Origin of the sequence: Bacillus basilensis (genome assembly GCF_050630465.1) — a bacterium.
GTDB classification, from domain to species: Bacteria; Bacillota; Bacilli; order Bacillales; family Bacillaceae_G; genus Bacillus_A; species Bacillus_A basilensis.
The window spans coordinates 126,342-144,364 of sequence record NZ_JBNTQO010000002.1; the positions used below are offsets into that span (position 1 = coordinate 126,342).

The window sequence follows — 18,023 nt, forward strand, 5'->3', positions numbered from 1 at the left end:
TTTATGCGGCCTCCTTCGCTTCTTTTTCTTCTGTTACTCGTTTTAGACCAATTACGCCAAAGAAGATTAAACCAATTAATAATACTTTTACAATAGAGAAAGGTTCTCCGAAGATGAAAATCTCTGTAAGAACGATTCCACCAGCTCCAATTCCTGTAAAGACTGCGTATACAGTACCGACAGGTAAATCTTTATAAGCTCTAAATAATAAGACGAAACTAATTGTAATTAATAGCGCAACACCAGCCCATTCAAGTGGTGCCTCCGCTTTTTTTAGTCCAATCACCCAAAAGATTTCAATAATACCAGCTATGATTACATAAATCCAAGCCATATGTCATTTCTCCTTCCTACCAGTCGTTAGGTAAAGGGCTTAAAAACGACGCATTGCAAAGGAGCAATCCGTCAGTTTGAAAGTCCGCGCCAAAATACTTTCCAAGAAGCGTCTAAACGAGTCTCAAAACGATTTAAACCTGCGTATAGTAGTTCAACCATAAGACCGTCCAGTAAGCATAGAAAAGCCTCCAAGGCGTCTTTTACTTCAATATTATGCAGCTCATCTTGTTCGCTTGCTCTTTTAAATACAGGGAATAATAGTTTTCCGACGTTTTCAATGTGGACATTTGCTTTATTAATAATTTGTTCGCGAAATGCATCGGGCGGAAAATAAGAAGTTCGTAACCAAAACATTGATTCTTCACTTTCACCAAATCGTTTTGCATAGCCCTTTAGTAATTGTAAGAGCAATTCTTCAGTAGACGAATTTGAAAATTTTTCGATATCGCCCGTGAAGCTTTGCAAATCTTTTTGAAGAGCGGATTCTAAGCATATAAAATATAGCTCTTCTTTTCCTTTAAAGTGTGCGTAAATTGATGGTTTTTTAATCCCAACTTCTTGAGCAATATTTGCTAATGAAGTTCCTTCGTAGCCGTAGCGTGCGAAATGAGAAAGTGCTACAGCTTTAATGCGGTTTGCTGTCATTTTCATCACCTACCTACCGTTCGTTAGGTTAATTATATGCGAGTAAAAATATAAAGTCAATAGGTGAAGAGCTGAAAAAGAGCGCTATAGGTAACGCTCTTTTTAGACAGTATCTCGCTCAATTAAATGGAATGAAAGTTCTTTTGCGTTCCCGATAATTTGCTCACTTTGGGTTTGTTTATGGAATAAAGAAAACGCATGTGAGCCCATTGCGAGACCAGGATGTTCAATTGTTGAAATTTCTAACGCCTTTGAAATTTCATGATTATCAAATCCAAGGATAGCAAGGTCTTCTGGTACTCGAATGCCTTGTTTTTTTGCCTCAGTTAATAAACCAGCTGCAACTTGATCATTTGCCGTGAAAATAGCGGTTGGACGATTTTTCATATTTAAAATGCGATGAAGTATTTGTGCTCCGTCCTGCATTGTATAGCATTGATGAAAAATCCATTCGGGATGTAACGTTTTCCCTTCGTTACGAAGTGTATCAGCAAATGCCTTTTCGCGCTCCATAGAATTTGCGCTCGTTTTTCTTGCTAAACAGATTCCGATTTTTTCATGGCCCTTACTTAGTAAATATGTAGTGCCGAGACGGAAGCCTTCATAGTGATCTACGTAGACGGATGAAATGAGGGGATGCTTCATTTTTTCACATGAAATAATGGGGGCAAATTTTGCGAAAGCTTCAATTTGTTCCCACGAACTCGTTCGAGAACAAATAATCATTCCGTCGAATTGTTTCATTTTCATCATTTCAAGAACGCGAATTTCTTCAATGCTATCGTAATTTGTTTGACATAAATTAATGTGATATCCAGCTGCTAATGCTTCGTTTCCAATTCCTTCAATAATGGTACTGAAGTATGGAAGGTTAATGAAAGGGAGCATAACACCGATTGTATATGTTTTTCCCTTTATTAAATGAATAGCATTTATATTTTTTGCATAGTTCAATTCTTCAACAGCATCTAGAACACGCTTACGTTTTTCTTCTTTTACGTAAGGGTGATTATTAAGGACGCGGGAAACAGTTGATATGGATACACCAGCGGTTTTTGCAATTTGTTTTATATTGGCCATATGTATCACCTCTTACCCTTATTATAAAGGGAAAATAATAAGAATGAAAAAATCTTGACCTGAAAAGCTTTTCACAAACTATGTTATAAATAAGGCTTCCTTTTATTCGCGTAACCTTTTTATTTGGGCGTGAGAATGATAGGGCCTTTTTTATTTACAAAAAAGTTTTGTCAGAATGTGTGAGAATAACGTGGAAAGTTTTCAAAGGAGGAGTTTGTTAATGGAGCGAATATGAATAGCATACAAAGTGAAACTTTAATCAGTGGGGCATCCCCGCAGATTATTAGCCCCCACCAATCGGGCATTAACGCCTCGTTCATAAAGAGAGCGGTATGAAGAAAGGACGGAAACAAATTGAAAAAAAGAATCATTTGTTTCGTGTTTTCTAGTCTAGTGCTAAGTTCGTGTTCGTTTCAGCAAACGATGCAAGAAGAAAAAAACTTTGTGGGAACAACAGGGGGAGTTATGGATCGTGTTACGGATCCAATTCCGCTGAAGGAGCTTCCAAAATATTTTCCAGTGAAGTTTAAAGTTCCGGCGTTTTTACCGTATGACATTACGAGTGATGTAAAGGGTGAAGTAAGAACGATTGGGAAAAAGAATGCTGTCTTAACGATTAAATATAAACAGCAGGAGCCAGGTAGAAATGAGTATATTGAGTTAAATGTTGCGAACTTTCCTTATAGTTTTCCGAATATCGTGGAAGAGAAGCGATTTCAAGAACAAATGAAATTGAATAATGGAGCATTGGCTTATTTTAAAAATAAGGATGACTTCGAGCGAGGAGAAGAATTTGCTACGCTTATTTGGAAGGAAAAGGGGATTGAATATCAACTGTTGTATCGTAATGTACAAGAGAATGATGAGGATGTCATTAAGCAAAATTTATTATACATTGCCAACAATATGAAATGAAAAAACTAGCTGAATGATTCAGCTAGTTTTTGTATGTTATTATTTCTTTTTAATTTTTCCAGTCCACGTTTTGAATCCACCTTGTAATTGGTAGAAATCTTTGTAGCCTTGTTTCTTTAAGTATTGAGCTGCACGACCTGTACGGAATCCGCTTTGGCAGTATAAGTAAACAGGTTGATCTTGACGAAGTTCTTTATGGCGAAGGCGAATTTGTGATAATGGAATGTTACGTGCGCCTAAAATATGCCCTGCGTTATATTCGTCTGCTTCGCGAATATCGATAAGCTGAGCTTTACGGTAGCCAGCGCGAAATTCTTCTTCTGTAAGAGTTTTAATTAATTTTTTCTGATAGAAATACATCCATACAGTGTAGCCGATGAACGCTACGATTACGGCTAATAAAATAATCCAAGTTGTTGACACGATTCTATCGCTCCCTTTTTTCTTATCCTACTTTCAATATTATAATGCCCATATGTATTTATGCAACAGATTCATTTGCATAATAAGAAGAAATTTCGTATTCTTTCACAAATTTTGTCGAATTTGGTAGACTAGAGAATGTGAAAAATAATTGGTTATATGAGGTGCAGGATGGGAAAAGAAAAATGGTGTTATATTAACTCTGGTCAATGTTCACCGGCATTTAATATGGCGTTAGATGAATGTTTATTAAATTGGCAAAGTGAAAAGAAAATGCCGCCAACCATTCGCTTTTATGAATGGGAAGTACCAACATTAACAGTCGGGTATTTCCAGCGTGTTGAAAAAGATATTAATATGGACGTAGTTAACGAAAAAAAATATGGATTCGTTCGTCGTCAAACGGGCGGCAGGGGTGTATTACATGATAAAGAATTAACGTACAGTGTTATTGTGTCTGAAGATTATCCAAATATGCCAAAAACAGTTACAGAAGCGTATCGTGTTATTTCGCAAGGTTTACTAGATGGTTTTAAAGCATTAGGGTTAGAAGCGTATTATGCAGTTCCAAAAACAGAAGCAGATCGTGAAAATTTAAAAAATCCACGTTCAGGCGTATGCTTTGATGCACCGTCTTGGTATGAAATTGTAGTAGAAGGAAGAAAAATCGCAGGTAGTGCGCAAACACGTCAAAAAGGTGTTATTTTACAGCACGGATCGATTCCATTAGAAATAGATTTAGATGAATTATACGATTTGTTTTTATTCCCGAATGAACGTGTAAAAGAGCGTATGAAGAGTATGTTTTCTTCTAAAGCAGTAGCGATTAATGAATTAACAGACCGCACGTTTACAATCGAGCAGTTAATTAAAGCGTTTGAGGTTGGTTTTGAAAAAGGATTAGGTGTAGAGCTTGTTCCGTATGAATTAACAGAAGAACAGTTACATGAAGTGCAAACATTAGCAAAAGAGAAGTATGAAAGTAAGGAATGGAATTATAAAAAATAAAAGGTGGCAATTGCCACCTTTTATTTTTTTATAGTAAATTAAGTACTTTTTCTACTTTGATTCCTTTATCTTGTAAAGAACGAAGGCGATTGACAACGTCCATAATTTCTTTGTCAAATGTAACGCTAATACCTTGGCTTTGTAGCTCTTTTTTTAATCCTTCAATAGAATCATCTATGTCGATGCCAAGCTCGTAATCTTGACAAACTTCAATTGTCTTTTTCACGAGTTTCACATAATTTTCTTGTAGTTTTGAATTTGTTTCAGTTAAAGCAGGTTGCTTCGGTTTTGCAGGAGCGACCGGTGCTGTCTCTTGCTTTGTAACTGGAGTTGGTACTGCTTTTTTCACAGGTGCTGGAGTGGATAATTCCACAGCTGCTTCTACACTTACTGGCTTCGGTGTCGATACCGGAGTAGGCTTAGGCTTAGGTGTAAGAGCAGGTGTTTCCACACGTGTAACAGGCTTTGGAGCAGGTGCAACTGCTTTTGGAGCTTCTACAACTACTTCTTTTTTCGGAGTAGCTTCTACAACTGTTTCTTCTTGTTCAGCAGCCTCTTTATTTTCTTTACTCCACATAACGCGTTCTATCTCTAGAGAAACATTATTTTTGTTCATCGCTGTTAATGTAACTTTACCAACTTCAGCGTTTCCAGTGAAATCGACAATTTTATAAATAACACTCTTGTTCCAATCCACGTTTCCGCTCAAAAATAATTCTTCGTTACATTTCGGCGTTAAGCCCTCGATTTTAATTTCTGCGTTTACACCGTTTTCACTATATACCATAATTAGCGAAGCATTTACATCTTCGTCTGCTAACATTAGTTCACGTACCATTTTGCCGGTGCGTACTTGCGTTTTCTTCTTAACTGACATCTAATTTCTCCTCTCAAAAATTCAGTAATAATAAAAAAATCGTATAACGAAAAATAATTGCTCACGAAGATTTATGATACCGATAATAAAAGCATCACGTCAACAATTAACTTTAATTATTTTGCATTTTTCTTATTTTCTTTATGAAATTTTTCAATTTGTAAAATTAGACAGAAGAAAAACAGCCTTTTAAAGGGCTGTTAAAAATTTAGATGTTTTATATAAAAATTTGTACAGAATATAAAAAGAAATTGTAATAAGAGCACCTTGCCAAATAGAAAAATTATAAAATAAGTATGGTCGTGTTTTGAAAAATACGTTTGCGACAACTGATAAGACAAAAGGTAAAAATACTGATAATAAGAGGAGTGCTTTTTGTTTCCAGGAAACTAAGATTGTAAAAGAGAAACGTCTAAATAAAGAAAAAGTTATGAAAGCACCAATTGTTAAAACGGTAGCAGATACTATTGTTCCAGGAATACTAAATGGAATTCTTGAAGTGTTTGTATCTGAAAATAGTTTTTGTATAAGAGTAGTGAGTGTATCGAATCCAATCTGAATAGCTAATAATAAACTAACTGCAAACCCAATAACAGCAGCTTGTTGGAAAGAATTTTGATGCTCTGAAGAGTTAATTAATTCATCGCAGTAAGCTTTTAAATCCTCTCCGAAAATATCATGTGCATTTTTACCGTATTCTTGTGCTTCTAAAAGATGATCCAATATTTCTAAAAGTAATTCTTCCATTTGCTTTTGTGGAACGTTAGTAAGGCGTAAATATATAAGCATATCACCATAAGCAGCTTCGTTTTCGGCTGTTAATAACTTTCTCTTTTCATTGTTTAACTTAACCATTTCTTTTTCAGTCATCATATCGTTACTCCTTTTTGAAGTCTAAATATTCTTTTTTGTAGAAGAGTTTATATAGTGCATAACAAGAGATGGCCAGTAAAGTGCCGATCCAAGGTGAGATTTGTAATGTAGTATAGGGCTGTTTAATAAAGAAAAAGGAAATACCGATTAATAGTATCCATAGGCTATGGCGTATTAAAAAACTTCCTAGTTGCCTCCAAATAGTTGTTTTATTTTTAAATAAATCAGTGTTAATAAAGTCGAAAATAAAACGTATGATGAGATGTATGGACAGTATAAATGCAAGTAGATAAATGAAATCAATGTGTACAAATTTAAAACGTGTTTCATTTGAAAATAAGGGGAATACCAATGCAGTTACGGAAGAAATAGCAAAGTATATTGCTAACAAATAACTAGTTATAAATAAAGGAATTGATAATTGTTCCCATAAACTTGGCTTCGGTAGGGCAGCAATTAGTTCGTCACAGTATGCCTGTAAGTCGTCGCCAAAAATATCATAAGCAGTTTTTTCTTCTTGTTGCGCTTCAATAAGGTGATCTAGAATTTCAATTAGCAGTTCTTCCGCATGGTATTCTGGCACTTTAGCCAAGCGGATGTATATTAACATGTCACTATAGGCGGTTTCATTTTCTGTAGTTAATAATTTACGCTTTTGGTTATTTAATTCAATTAAATCTTTCGCTTTCATCCCCATCACTCCCCTTGTAATAAGTTGTTTACGGTCGTTGAAACCATTCCCCAGCTTTGTTTAAATTCTTCAAGCTGCTCTAATCCTTTATCGGTTACGTGATAATATTTTCGCTTTGGACCGAGTGAGGATGCTTTTAATGTTCCTTCAATCAATTTTTCTTTTTGCATACGTAACAATAACGGATATATGCTTCCTTCGCTTACGAATGTAAATCCGTGCTTATTTAATTTTGTGCTCAGTTCATATCCGTACACTTCTTCTTGTGAAATGATGTATAAGATGCAACCTTCGAGTACACCTTTTAACATTTGGCTGTGCATGATTTCACCACCTTTTACTCATCTAACTTGCGTTGCAAGTTAGATGTTATCCAAATTATAACATTCAGTAACTTGCAAAGCAAGTTACTAAAGTGGAAAACTTTAATGCGTGTTAATTTTTCAATGTTTCCCATACTAACGAGAGGAGGGAAGCCTATGAAACCATTTATGCCAAAACTCGTTTACTTTGAACCGAAGGCACTCGAATATCCACTTGGAAAAGAGCTGTATGAGAAGTTTACGAAGATGGGATTAGAAATTCGTGAAACGACATCCCATAATCAAATTAGAAATTTGCCAGGTGAAAATGATCTGCAAAAGTATCGTAATGCAAAGGCGACACTTGTTGTTGGAGTGAGGAAGACATTAAAGTTTGATACGTCAAAACCGTCAGCTGAATATGCAATTCCGCTTGCAACAGGGTGTATGGGACATTGTCATTATTGCTATTTGCAAACGACACTTGGGAGTAAGCCTTACGTTCGCGTGTATGTGAATCTTGATGAAATATTTGAGAAGGCAAAGCAATATATGGATGAAAGAGCACCTGAAATAACAAGGTTTGAAGCGGCTTGTACATCAGATATCGTTGGAATTGATCATTTAACACATGCATTAAAGCAGGCAATTGAATTCATTGGAGAAAGTGAGCATGGGCGTTTACGTTTCGTTACAAAATATTCGCACGTTGATCATTTATTAGATGCAAAACATAATGGGAAAACTCGTTTCCGGTTTAGTATTAATTCTCGTTATGTGATTAAAAATTTTGAGCCAGGGACATCACCGTTTGAAGACCGAATTGAGGCTGCTCGTAAAGTAGCGGGGGCTAACTATCCGCTCGGGTTTATAGTAGCGCCAATTTATATGCATGAGGGATGGGAAGACGGATACCGTGAGTTATTTGAAAGATTGTACAATGCATTGAAGGATATGACGATACCAAATTTATCGTTTGAATTAATTCAGCATCGCTTTACAAAACCAGCAAAAAAGGTTATTCAAGAGCGTTATCCGAATACGAAGCTTGAAATGGATGAAGAGAAGCGAAAATATAAATGGGGACGATATGGCATTGGAAAATACGTATATAAAAAAGATGACGCAGAAGTATTGGAAGAAACGATTAGAGGATATATTCAGCACTTTTTTCCGAACGCAGAAATTCAATATTTTACGTAAAAGGAACTTGTATTTGAAAGCAAGTTCTTTTCTCTTTTGCAGATTTAGGCTCGTTTCTACCTTGTCACGTTATTCTTTCTGGTGTATCATTTTATTGATTGCTTCGTACGGAATGAGCAAAATGAAATTGGATGGAGGAAACCGATGCCTACCCCTAGTATGGAAGATTATATTGAACAAATTTATTTGTTGATTGATGAAAAGGGTTATGCCCGTGTATCTGATATTGCTGAAGCGCTTAGTGTACATCCATCCTCTGTAACGAAAATGGTACAAAAATTAGACAAAGACGAATATCTAATTTATGAAAAATATAGAGGGCTTGTATTAACATCAAAAGGTAAAAAAATCGGAGAACGTCTCGTATATCGTCATGAATTGTTAGAGCAGTTTATGCGCATTATTGGTGTGGATGAAAGTAAAATTTATAATGATGTAGAAGGAATTGAACATCATTTAAGTTGGGAATCAATTGATCGTATCGGTGATTTAGTGCAATACTTTGAACAAGATGAAGTTAGAGTGGAAACACTTCGCGGTGTTCAAAAAGCAAATGAAGAGAAAAGTAATTAAGGGGAACGTATGGCGTTTCCTTTTTTATTTCAATCGAAAAGGATGGGAGAATCATGAAAGCAATTATTTTTGATTTTGATGGATTAATTGTGGACACAGAAACAATATGGTTTCACTCTTTCAGAGAGGCTGTTCGTGAGTACGGCGGAGAGTTACCTTTAGAGGAATTTGCAAAATGTATTGGAACGACAGACGATGTACTGTATACATATTTGAATGAGCAATTAAAAGAGAAGTTTAACAAGCATGCATTACAAGAGAAAGTTAAAACTTTACATAAAGAGAAAATGAAAATACCAGAAGCTCGTGACGGGCTAAAAGAATATTTAGCGGAAGCGAAAGAGATGGGATTGAAAATTGCATTAGCTTCCAGTTCATCTAGAGAATGGATTATTCCTTTTTTGGAAGAGCTACAAATTCGAGATTATTTTGAAGTCATTAAAACGAGAGAAGATGTTGTGAAGGTAAAACCGGATCCAGCACTTTACCGGGTAGCGATAGACGATTTAGGGATTGATCCGTCTGAAGCTGTTGTATTTGAAGACTCGTTAAACGGATTGAAAGCCGCGATTGCAGCAGGGTTAACATGCGTCGTTGTGCCTAATGATGTGACAAGGAATTTACAGTTCGAAAATCATCACCTTCGAATTGAAAGTATGAGAGATAAAAGTTTGAAAGAAGTGCTTCAAAGTATAAAAAAAGACCGTATTTCCTAAAAGGAAGCACGGTCTTTCTTTTTGTTTTTTTTGCCTTCAATGACAGTTAAATGAGATTGTTTTCTTTTTCGTTTCAACGATGGAGAATTACCCTTTTTTCCCTTGTCATCAGAAGCGTTTCGTTTCAAGAAAGAATTGCTTAGGGGTGCTACATTTTGTTTCCCGTGTTTGCGGTTCGATTGTTTTGCAGCACGCTTATATGAGCTTTGCGAATTTGCAGAACCACTAGAGTTTGTAAACATTTTGTAGAGTAAATAAAAGATACCAACGACAGCCAACATGATACCAATATTTCTTAACACTCCCATTGGATCTGTAATAACAGATGAAACAAGGCCGAATATTGCTAATCCGATAATAAGCACAAATATAGCGAATGTAAACGAACGACCGTTCATAAGGGACACCTCCTAAAAACATATATTAAAATTAGTATATTAACGATGAGGAAAGGAGTTGAACACCATTTTTAAATAATTATTGTTTGTTTTCTAAACGTAATAATTCTTCAAACGATGCAATGGCTACTTCCACTTGATCATCTGTTGGTTCTTTCGTTGTTAATAGTTGCAGCCATAATCCGGGATATCCAAGTATGCGTAATACTGGAATATCGCGTAATCGATTTGTAAATTGTAACACTTCAAAAGAAATGCCGAGAACGACTGGAATTAATAAAATTCGGTTTACCACTCTGGCCCAAAGTGGATCTGTAGGGACAAGAAAATAAACAAACATACCAATAATGACTGTAAATATAATAAAGCTACTGCCACAGCGATAATGAAGGCGCGTTTGTTTTTGAACATTTTCTACAGTCAGTGAAAGATTATTCTCATAAGCATTGATTACTTTATGCTCCGCACCGTGGTACTGAAATACCCGCTTAATAAGTGGGGTTAAAGAAATAAAGTATATATAGCTCAATAATAGCATGAGCTTAATGACACTTTCGACAATGATTTGCCCTGTATGAGATGGGAAAATCGGTCTCGTTAATTCAGCTAGTAGTGCAGGAACTGCTGTGAAAATGACTTTACCGAATATGAAAGATAAAACGCCGACTGCTGCAACTCCTAATACCATCGTTAATTTCGATTGTTCTTCTTTTTTATTTGCAATTTGTTCGTCGTCTTCTGGGTGGACATCAAATCGTTCTGAAGCAAAGTTTAAATGTTTTGCTCCGTTTGCACTTGCGTCCACAATAGCGGCAATCCCTCGTAAAAATGGAATTTTTTTTAGGATAGATAATGCTTTATTACGAACGCGTGGTAATCGATAAAATTCAATCGATTTATCTTTACGACGAACCGCTGTAACAGTATATTCTCTACCGCCAAACATAACTCCTTCTATGACTGCTTGCCCGCCATATATTTGTTTTGACTCTTTTGCCATGTTAACACCAACCTGTATTTGTTTCTCTCTTATGTAGAAAAAGAGGCAATTGTCATACTGGGTTCTGTCATTTTGAAATAAGACAATCACCGAGTTTCTTTTATTTTATCGACAAATACAAGTAGATGACAAGGGAAAATATTACGAGAGTCGGACATTTCCTATTCTTTTTATAGACAAATTTCGCAGTATTTAAACATGGTACAAAATAGTTTCGGGCATACTAGTGAGCGGAGGTGTCGATGTGAGTCAAGAACAATTAGGAACAAGGAATTTTGTACAAATTGGTTTATTTGGTGGAATCTTTTGGGGGGGAATATGGTATTTCCTTCATATATTTTCATTTACGGAAGCGGGACCGAATTATTTCCTATTACCATTTGCCTTTGGAAGCTGGAAAGAAGGGGTATGGGGTAATGTGTCAGGAATTGTTTGTATGGGGCTAATTTCGATTTTAATTGCTTTTTTGTATAAAGCATTTTTGGCAAAGTTTGAAGGGATTCTTCCAGGGATGATTTATGGTCTATTTTGGTGGGCGTTACTATTTTTAGGAATAGGGTTACTAGCGCCTACTATTAAAAGTGCACTCCATTTACCAAAAGAAACAATTGTGACGACGATATGCATTTTTATATTGTATGGTGTGTTTATAGCGTATTCTGTTTCCTATGCAGTAAATACGAATAAAGCTGAGCGAGAAGCGGAGGAGAAGACAAACTATTCAAATAAGTAACTCCTATGTTAAAATGTTGTATAGATATTTAATATTAAGGAGTTTTAAGCATATGAAAAAGGTACTCCTCGTAAACGGTCCTAACCTAAATCGCCTCGGTGTTCGTGAGGTAAATGTATATGGAAAGGGCACGCTAGCGACACTTGAAGCAGATATGAAGCAAGAAGCAGAAACAATGGGAGTGGAGTTAGAATGTTTCCAATCGAATCATGAAGGTGCGATTATCGATCGTCTTCATGAGGCGGAAGATATATATGAAGGAATCATTTTAAATCCTGGAGCATTTACGCATTATAGCTATGCGATTCGAGATGCAATTGCGAGCATTTCGATTCCTGTTATTGAAGTACATATTTCTAACATTCACCAGCGTGAGTCGTTTCGTCACGAATCTGTGACGGCAGCTGTTTGTGCGGGACAAATTGTTGGATTTGGTTTTTATGGCTATAAGTTAGCGTTATTTGCATTAATGGAGAAATTTAGGGAGGCATAAAGTAATGGAGAAAATCGAAAGATTAAGAAGTGCATTTGATGAGGCTGGTATTGACGGTATATTGTTAACAAATGAACATAGTCGTAGATATATGGCTAACTTCACAGGAACAGCTGGTGTTGTACTGATTTCGAAAAAACGTGCTCAATTTATTACAGATTTCCGTTACGTAGAGCAGGCTAGTAAACAAGCTGTTGGATATGAGATTGTACAGCATGCAGGATTAATTATCGATGAAGTTGCAAAGCAAGTGAAGGAACTAGGAATTCAAAAGCTTGGCTTTGAGCAAGATACTCTTACATATAGTTCTTATTCAGCTCATAAAGAAGTGATCGATGCTGAATTTATCCCAACTTCTGGGCTTGTAGAAAAGTTACGCTTGATAAAGACTGATTCAGAGATTAAGATATTAAAGGAAGCTGCACAGATTGCAGATGCTGCCTTTGAACATATTCTATCATTCATTCGCCCGGGAGTATCTGAAATTGAAGTGTCAAATGAACTTGAATTTTTCATGAGAAAACAAGGAGCAACATCTTCTTCGTTTGATATTATCGTTGCTTCAGGTCTTCGTTCGGCATTACCGCACGGCGTGGCATCTGAAAAAGTGATAGAAACAGGAGATTTCGTTACATTAGACTTCGGCGCTTATTACAAAGGATATTGCTCTGATATTACTCGTACGATTGCAGTTGGTGAACCATCTGATAAATTGAAAGAAATTTATAATATCGTTTTAGAAGCACAACTACGTGGTGTGAACGGTATTAAAGCTGGTTTAACTGGCCGCGAGGCGGATGCGTTAACACGTGATTACATAACGGAAAAAGGATACGGTGAATACTTCGGACACTCTACTGGTCATGGAATCGGCCTTGAAATCCATGAAGCACCAGGTTTAGCGTTCCGTTCTGATACAGTACTTGAACCAGGTATGGCTGTAACAGTAGAACCAGGTATTTATATTCCAGGTATTGGCGGCGTACGTATTGAAGATGATATCATTGTAACAAGTGAAGGTAATGAAGTAATTACGAAATCACCAAAAGAACTTATTATTTTGTAATACACAGGAGGATTTTTTTACATGATTTCAGTAAACGATTTTCGTACAGGTTTAACAATTTCAGTGGACAACGCCCTTTGGCAAGTACTTGATTTCCAACACGTAAAGCCAGGTAAAGGTGCTGCATTCGTTCGTTCTAAACTACGTAACCTTCGCACAGGTTCTGTTCAAGAGAAAACATTCCGTGCTGGTGAGAAAGTAGAAAAAGCACACATTGAAAACCGTCGTATGCAATACTTATACGCGAGCGGTGAGGCTCACGTATTTATGGATAATGGAACTTATGAGCAAATCGAACTTGGCGAAAAACAAATCGAGCGCGAGCTTAAATTCCTAAAAGAAAACATGGAAGTATCTATCATGACTTACCAAGGCGAAGTACTTGGTGTTGAACTTCCAAACACAGTTGAATTACAAGTTACAGAAACAGAGCCAGGTATTAAAGGAGATACAGCTTCTAACGTAACAAAACCAGCTACATTAGAAACAGGTCTTGTTGTACAAGTACCAATCTTCATTAACGAAGGCGAAATGCTTATCATCAACACTGGTGAAGGTAAATACGTTTCTCGTGCATAGTAGAAAAGCACTCGTGATTATCACGCGTGCTTTTTTTTATAGAAAATAGGGCAAATAATAAATCGCTGTTATAACAAAACTAACTAAGACAAGTGAAAGGGTGCCCATAATATATGGAGTCAAAACAATTTGAAATGGTTTTATCTCGCCAGTCTCAACGCCAGTTAATGTTTTATTTATTGCGTGATCCGTAATGTTGTTTCTATGATTACTCATAATAATGAACCACGTAATTGCAAATATCGCTAAACTACCAAGAAAAAAGGACTCCATAAATGACCAACCGACCAATAATGAAAAAAGATAAATAAGAGCTAATTCTACTACAATAGTTAAACTAATTTTTAATACCTTCATATTTTCCCCCGGCCTTTTTAATAAATATACCATAAAATACCAATAAAAATAAGAATATTCAAATTAATTGTACATGGTAGAGAAAAAATATGTTTTTACTTCTGAAATAGACAACCTCTGCATATGGTTGTACAAATAAATTCTTTTTTGGAGTGCAGCACTAGTAACCGTTATGGGAGAAGGTGGGAGAATGAAACAGTGGCTAGCGGCAATGGAAACATCCGTGCTTGTGATGGGGTTACTTCGGTTGTTTTCAGGTAGCGCGGAAATATTCGCCGCTTTGCTTATGCTCTATGTGAATGATGCGAAGAAAGCATTGTTTATAAATGGTATGTTGGCGTTTGTTGGACCGACCGTATTAATTTTAACAATGACAATAGGTATAGCAAGTGTGGCAAGTGAGATTTCCTTTTTGAAACTCTTTTTTCTAGCGCTTGGAATTGGCTGCATTTTTATCGCGTTGTTGAAATAGTAAGTCGAGTATAGTGGGGAGAAGCTGATGAAAGAAGTATTAGAAGTTTTACCGAAAACGATGAAGCAGTTAGTGGAAAGTTGTAAGTGGTGCGATGCTCTAGAGGAAATCCGTGTTCGAATTGGAAGACCGCTAGAGTGTATTGCTCATGGTGAAGTGTTTTTTTATGACTATATCGTTACAGCAGAGGATGCTATTTACTTATTGAATAAATTAAGTCACTTCTCAATTTATACGATGGAAGAGGAATTAAAACGTGGGTATGTGACACTTCGAGGAGGACATAGAATCGGCTTAGCTGGAAAAGTCATTACAGAAAAAAGCGCAGTGAAAATGATTCGAGATGTCTCTTCCTTTAATATTCGTATTGCTCGTCAAAAAATAGGAATTGCTGAACCACTTTTGCCATATTTGTATGAAACACGATGGTTAAACACGATGGTAATAGGTCCGCCGCAAACGGGAAAAACAACACTTTTAAGAGATGTAGCACGCTGCATGAGTCAAGGTGTAAGTGCTTCGAAAATTCCTTCTTGTAAAGTGGGGATTGTTGATGAGCGCTCAGAAATTGCTGGCTGCGTGAAAGGTATCCCGCAATATGACTTTGGCACACGAGTAGATGTGTTAGACGCATGTCCAAAAGCTGAAGGAATGATGATGATGATTCGTTCTATGAGCCCAGATATATTAATTGTGGATGAAATTGGTCGTAAAGAAGATAGTGAAGCAATTATGGAGGCGGTACATGCAGGGGTTCAGCTTTTTATAAGCGCACATGGATTTTCTTATGATGATGTTGTGAAACGTCCTTCATTAAAGGCAGTGCTGGAACTTGGTGTATTTGATAGGTTTGTGGAATTGTCAAAAGCAAGAGGGCCAGGAACAGTAATGCAAGTGAAAGATAAAGATGGAAAATCGGTATTGCCTCATAGAAAGGTGCAAGGTGTATGGTGAAAATATTTGGTGCAGTGTTAATCGTTGCGGTCAGCACCTTTTTCGGGTTTTCATACGCTAAAAGGTACAGTGAGAGGCCGAGGCAACTTAGATTATTAAAAGCGGCACTTCAATCACTAGAAGCAGAAATTATGTACGGGCATACACCTTTATCAGAAGCTGCCGAGCGATTAGTGAAACAAATGCCGAAGCCGTTAAATTGGATATTTCAAAGTTTCGCTAGAAGGCTAGAAAGCGGAGAACAAACAGTTAGAGAAGCTTGGATAGATAGTTTGAAAGAAAATTGGAAGTTAACGGCATTTCAACAAACTGAGTACGAGATTTTGCAACAGTTTGGTGAAACGCTTGGACAACATGATCGTGAATCACAACAAAAACATATTCGCTTATGTATTACACATTTAGAGAGAGAAGAAGAAGAAGCGAAAGCATTACAACTGCAATATGAAAAGATGATTAAGAGCTTAGGGGTACTAGCGGGGCTACTTATCGTAATTTTACTGCTATAGGAGGGAGAAAGGCGATGTCCATTGATGTTGGATTAATATTTCAAATCGCCGGAATCGGCATTGTTTTAGCTTTTATTCATACCGTACTAAAAGAATTAAAGCGTGAGGATATTGCAAATTGGGTTATCCTCGTCGGTTTTGTCGTTATTTTATTTCATGTCGCATTTTTAATTAATACGTTATTCGACAAGATTAAAAGTGTCTTTCTCTTCCAGTAAAGGAGGCGGTTCGAATCGAAATTATACAAATTGTCGGATTAGGCCTCGTTGCTACGTTTTTAGCAGCTGTATTGAATCAGCATAAATCTAGCATTACGTCATTATTCATTGTGTTCGTAGGTAGCGTGATGTTCCTTCTTTTGATCGATCAAATTCACGCTATTTTACAAATGATTGAAAGAGTAGCGAGTGAAGCAAAAGTTAGCAACGTATATGTAGAAACGTTGCTAAAAATTATTGGGATTGCTTATATCGCTGAGTTTGGAGCGCAAATTACAAAGGATGCTGGTCAAGGTGCAATCGCTTCGAAAATTGAATTAGCTGGAAAGATTTTAATTCTTGTTATGGCGATTCCTATATTGACGGTTGTAATTGAAACTATTCTCGGATTTTTACCGACGGGATAAGGGGGAGTGAATGTTGAGGGGCTTTGGAGCTAAGCTGCTATTTGCTTGCTTCCTTTTCTTTTCTTTACCGGTTGTTGTACAAGCTTCTCCTGTAGAAACAAGCGTCGTTGATCAACAATTGGATAAGCTCGGAATTGAAGATGTGAAGCAATTTTGGGACGGGCTTGTTACAAAATATGGGGGTTACTTACCAGAGAGTCAAAAAGGTAGCTTTATGGAGTTTGTAAAGGGAGAAAAAGAGATTTCTATAAAAGAGTGGATGCTTGGTTTATTAAAGTATTTATTTCACGAGCTTGTTGCAAATGGGAAGCTACTTGGAACGCTCATTATGCTCACAATTTTTAGTGCATTGTTGCAATCACTGCAATCGGCATTTTCAAAGAGTAGCGTAAGTAAAATTGCTGATGCGGTTGTATATATGGTACTTATTATTTTCGCTTTAAATAGTTTTTATGTCGTCATGACATATGCAAGAGAAACGATACAAACAATGGTAGATTTCATATTAGCGCTATTGCCAATCTTGCTTGCACTCATAGCAACTGGAGGCGGTGTTGTATCTGTAGCGTTTTTTCATCCGATTATCATCTTCTTAATGAATACAAGTGGGCTTCTAATGAATTATATTGTTCTACCACTTTTATTACTTGCAACGATATTAAGTATTGTAAGTACGATGAGTGATCAATATAAAGTTACGAAATTGTCCAAGCTTCTGCAAAACGTTAGCGTTGGGATTATCGGTATCTTTTTAACAATTTTTTTAGGGGTATTATCTGTACAAGGAACAGCGACAGCTGTTGCTGATGGGATCGCTGTGAAAACTGCTAAATTTGTAACAGGGAACTTTATTCCAGTAGTAGGAAGAATGTTTACAGAGGCGGCGGATACTGTTATTAGTGCGTCGGGATTATTAAAAAATACAGTCGGAATTATCGGGCTCGTTATTTTATGTTTAATTGTTGCTTTTCCAGCGATTCAAATTTTTTGTATCGCGTTTATTTATAAGTTCGCAGCAGCAGTATTACAGCCAGTTGGTGGCGGAGCAATTATTCAATGTTTAGATATCATTGGACGGAGCATCATTTATGTATTTGCTTGCTTAGCTATCGTATCGTTTATGTTCTTTTTAAGTATCACAATTATTATTGCTGCGGGGAACATTACACTTATGATGCGGTAGGAGGTGGAGGGT

The 18,023-nt window shown here is 36.6% G+C and carries 26 protein-coding genes; 15 read left to right on the forward strand and 11 right to left on the reverse strand.

From position 1 onward, the window contains the following. Position 1 precedes the first annotated feature (1 nt). The 3 genes from ACQVV1_RS04035 to ACQVV1_RS04045 form a co-directional block, all read right to left on the reverse strand. On the reverse strand, positions 2 to 334 hold the full coding sequence (locus ACQVV1_RS04035) for a DMT family transporter (protein WP_000312339.1): 333 nt from the start codon (positions 332 to 334) through the stop codon (positions 2 to 4). A 71-nt stretch (positions 335 to 405) separates the two neighbouring features. Further along, positions 406 to 987, reverse strand: coding sequence for a TetR/AcrR family transcriptional regulator (locus tag ACQVV1_RS04040; RefSeq protein ID WP_003267456.1), 582 nt, complete (start codon positions 985 to 987; stop codon positions 406 to 408). Between the two features lie 96 nt (positions 988 to 1,083). After that, positions 1,084 to 2,061: a LacI family DNA-binding transcriptional regulator gene (locus ACQVV1_RS04045; protein WP_242252207.1), complete on the reverse strand. Its 978-nt coding sequence runs from the start codon at positions 2,059 to 2,061 to the stop codon at positions 1,084 to 1,086. Between the two features lie 378 nt (positions 2,062 to 2,439). Here ACQVV1_RS04045 and ACQVV1_RS04050 point away from each other — a divergent pair, with 378 nt between their 5' ends. Then, the gene (locus tag ACQVV1_RS04050) at positions 2,440 to 2,976 is read left to right on the forward strand and encodes a DNA polymerase III subunit delta (RefSeq protein ID WP_242252206.1); all 537 of its coding nucleotides are present in this window, start codon (positions 2,440 to 2,442) and stop codon (positions 2,974 to 2,976) included. A gap of 39 nt (positions 2,977 to 3,015) precedes the next feature. Here ACQVV1_RS04050 and ACQVV1_RS04055 read toward each other — a convergent pair whose 3' ends face one another. After that, positions 3,016 to 3,399 (reverse strand): rhodanese-like domain-containing protein, encoded by a 384-nt coding sequence (locus ACQVV1_RS04055; RefSeq protein ID WP_060632246.1) that lies wholly within the window; start codon positions 3,397 to 3,399, stop codon positions 3,016 to 3,018. Positions 3,400 to 3,570: 171 nt separating this feature from the next. Here ACQVV1_RS04055 and ACQVV1_RS04060 point away from each other — a divergent pair, with 171 nt between their 5' ends. After that, positions 3,571 to 4,407: a lipoate--protein ligase family protein gene (locus ACQVV1_RS04060; RefSeq protein WP_242252205.1), complete on the forward strand. Its 837-nt coding sequence runs from the start codon at positions 3,571 to 3,573 to the stop codon at positions 4,405 to 4,407. Between the two features lie 28 nt (positions 4,408 to 4,435). Here the strand turns inward: ACQVV1_RS04060 and ACQVV1_RS04065 are convergent, their stop codons facing one another. The 4 genes from ACQVV1_RS04065 to ACQVV1_RS04080 form a co-directional block, all read right to left on the reverse strand. Further along, on the reverse strand, positions 4,436 to 5,284 hold the full coding sequence (locus ACQVV1_RS04065; protein WP_431168638.1) for a hypothetical protein: 849 nt from the start codon (positions 5,282 to 5,284) through the stop codon (positions 4,436 to 4,438). Positions 5,285 to 5,473: 189 nt separating this feature from the next. Further along, positions 5,474 to 6,154: a DUF1048 domain-containing protein gene (locus ACQVV1_RS04070; protein WP_431168694.1), complete on the reverse strand. Its 681-nt coding sequence runs from the start codon at positions 6,152 to 6,154 to the stop codon at positions 5,474 to 5,476. Between the two features lie 7 nt (positions 6,155 to 6,161). Further along, on the reverse strand, positions 6,162 to 6,848 hold the full coding sequence (locus ACQVV1_RS04075; protein ID WP_431168639.1) for a DUF1129 domain-containing protein: 687 nt from the start codon (positions 6,846 to 6,848) through the stop codon (positions 6,162 to 6,164). Between the two features lie 5 nt (positions 6,849 to 6,853). Then, positions 6,854 to 7,171, reverse strand: a complete 318-nt coding sequence (locus ACQVV1_RS04080) for a PadR family transcriptional regulator (RefSeq protein ID WP_000556083.1) — start codon at positions 7,169 to 7,171, stop codon at positions 6,854 to 6,856. A gap of 156 nt (positions 7,172 to 7,327) precedes the next feature. Here ACQVV1_RS04080 and splB point away from each other — a divergent pair, with 156 nt between their 5' ends. From splB to ACQVV1_RS04095, 3 genes are all read left to right on the forward strand, one after another. Further along, positions 7,328 to 8,353, forward strand: a complete 1,026-nt coding sequence (gene splB / locus ACQVV1_RS04085; protein WP_063222982.1) for a spore photoproduct lyase — start codon at positions 7,328 to 7,330, stop codon at positions 8,351 to 8,353. A 144-nt stretch (positions 8,354 to 8,497) separates the two neighbouring features. After that, a complete protein-coding gene (mntR, locus tag ACQVV1_RS04090) occupies positions 8,498 to 8,926 on the forward strand; it encodes a transcriptional regulator MntR (protein WP_001143080.1) in 429 nt (142 codons plus the stop codon). Between the two features lie 53 nt (positions 8,927 to 8,979). Beyond that, positions 8,980 to 9,642, forward strand: coding sequence for an HAD-IA family hydrolase (locus tag ACQVV1_RS04095; RefSeq protein WP_431168640.1), 663 nt, complete (start codon positions 8,980 to 8,982; stop codon positions 9,640 to 9,642). On the opposite strand, the gene ACQVV1_RS04100 is transcribed toward ACQVV1_RS04095, so the two are convergent. Further along, complete coding sequence (locus ACQVV1_RS04100; RefSeq protein WP_063222984.1) at positions 9,639 to 10,040, reverse strand: SA1362 family protein; 402 nt, start codon at positions 10,038 to 10,040, stop codon at positions 9,639 to 9,641. The two genes, ACQVV1_RS04095 and ACQVV1_RS04100, sit on opposite strands and share 4 nt — an antisense overlap. Before the next feature lie 79 nt (positions 10,041 to 10,119). After that, positions 10,120 to 11,040, reverse strand: a complete 921-nt coding sequence (locus ACQVV1_RS04105) for a DUF1385 domain-containing protein (RefSeq protein WP_431168641.1) — start codon at positions 11,038 to 11,040, stop codon at positions 10,120 to 10,122. A gap of 244 nt (positions 11,041 to 11,284) precedes the next feature. Between ACQVV1_RS04105 and ACQVV1_RS04110 the strand changes: the two genes are divergently transcribed. Genes ACQVV1_RS04110 through efp form a run of 4 tightly spaced genes read left to right on the forward strand, consistent with a single transcriptional unit; the run spans position 11,285 to position 13,911 of the window. Further along, entirely contained in the window at positions 11,285 to 11,773 is a 489-nt protein-coding gene (locus tag ACQVV1_RS04110; RefSeq protein ID WP_242252200.1) for a YqhR family membrane protein, read from the forward strand. A 52-nt stretch (positions 11,774 to 11,825) separates the two neighbouring features. Beyond that, the gene (gene aroQ / locus ACQVV1_RS04115; RefSeq protein ID WP_063222987.1) at positions 11,826 to 12,266 is read left to right on the forward strand and encodes a type II 3-dehydroquinate dehydratase; all 441 of its coding nucleotides are present in this window, start codon (positions 11,826 to 11,828) and stop codon (positions 12,264 to 12,266) included. Between the two features lie 4 nt (positions 12,267 to 12,270). Further along, entirely contained in the window at positions 12,271 to 13,332 is a 1,062-nt protein-coding gene (gene pepQ / locus ACQVV1_RS04120; RefSeq protein ID WP_242252199.1) for a Xaa-Pro dipeptidase, read from the forward strand. Between the two features lie 21 nt (positions 13,333 to 13,353). Further along, positions 13,354 to 13,911, forward strand: coding sequence for an elongation factor P (efp, locus tag ACQVV1_RS04125; protein WP_063222989.1), 558 nt, complete (start codon positions 13,354 to 13,356; stop codon positions 13,909 to 13,911). Positions 13,912 to 13,947: 36 nt separating this feature from the next. On the opposite strand, the gene ACQVV1_RS04130 is transcribed toward efp, so the two are convergent. Next, positions 13,948 to 14,268 (reverse strand): hypothetical protein, encoded by a 321-nt coding sequence (locus ACQVV1_RS04130; protein WP_063222990.1) that lies wholly within the window; start codon positions 14,266 to 14,268, stop codon positions 13,948 to 13,950. Between the two features lie 190 nt (positions 14,269 to 14,458). Here ACQVV1_RS04130 and ACQVV1_RS04135 point away from each other — a divergent pair, with 190 nt between their 5' ends. From ACQVV1_RS04135 to spoIIIAE, 6 genes are read left to right on the forward strand one after another with little or no spacing between them, the layout of a single operon-like run. Continuing rightward, positions 14,459 to 14,740 (forward strand): YqhV family protein, encoded by a 282-nt coding sequence (locus ACQVV1_RS04135; RefSeq protein ID WP_000816054.1) that lies wholly within the window; start codon positions 14,459 to 14,461, stop codon positions 14,738 to 14,740. Between the two features lie 27 nt (positions 14,741 to 14,767). Further along, entirely contained in the window at positions 14,768 to 15,694 is a 927-nt protein-coding gene (spoIIIAA, locus tag ACQVV1_RS04140) for a stage III sporulation protein AA (protein ID WP_242252197.1), read from the forward strand. Further along, a complete protein-coding gene (spoIIIAB, locus tag ACQVV1_RS04145; protein WP_016086319.1) occupies positions 15,688 to 16,203 on the forward strand; it encodes a stage III sporulation protein SpoIIIAB in 516 nt (171 codons plus the stop codon). The genes spoIIIAA and spoIIIAB overlap by 7 nt, the downstream gene beginning before the upstream one ends. Positions 16,204 to 16,217: 14 nt before the next feature. Continuing rightward, on the forward strand, positions 16,218 to 16,421 hold the full coding sequence (spoIIIAC, locus tag ACQVV1_RS04150; protein WP_000020914.1) for a stage III sporulation protein AC: 204 nt from the start codon (positions 16,218 to 16,220) through the stop codon (positions 16,419 to 16,421). A 23-nt stretch (positions 16,422 to 16,444) separates the two neighbouring features. Next, the gene (gene spoIIIAD, locus ACQVV1_RS04155; RefSeq protein WP_077317075.1) at positions 16,445 to 16,828 is read left to right on the forward strand and encodes a stage III sporulation protein AD; all 384 of its coding nucleotides are present in this window, start codon (positions 16,445 to 16,447) and stop codon (positions 16,826 to 16,828) included. Positions 16,829 to 16,838: 10 nt separating this feature from the next. Further along, positions 16,839 to 18,011 carry a stage III sporulation protein AE gene (gene spoIIIAE, locus ACQVV1_RS04160; protein ID WP_242252194.1) on the forward strand — a complete coding sequence of 391 codons (1,173 nt, stop codon included), beginning with the start codon at positions 16,839 to 16,841 and terminating at the stop codon, positions 18,009 to 18,011. Positions 18,012 to 18,023: the final 12 nt, after the last annotated feature.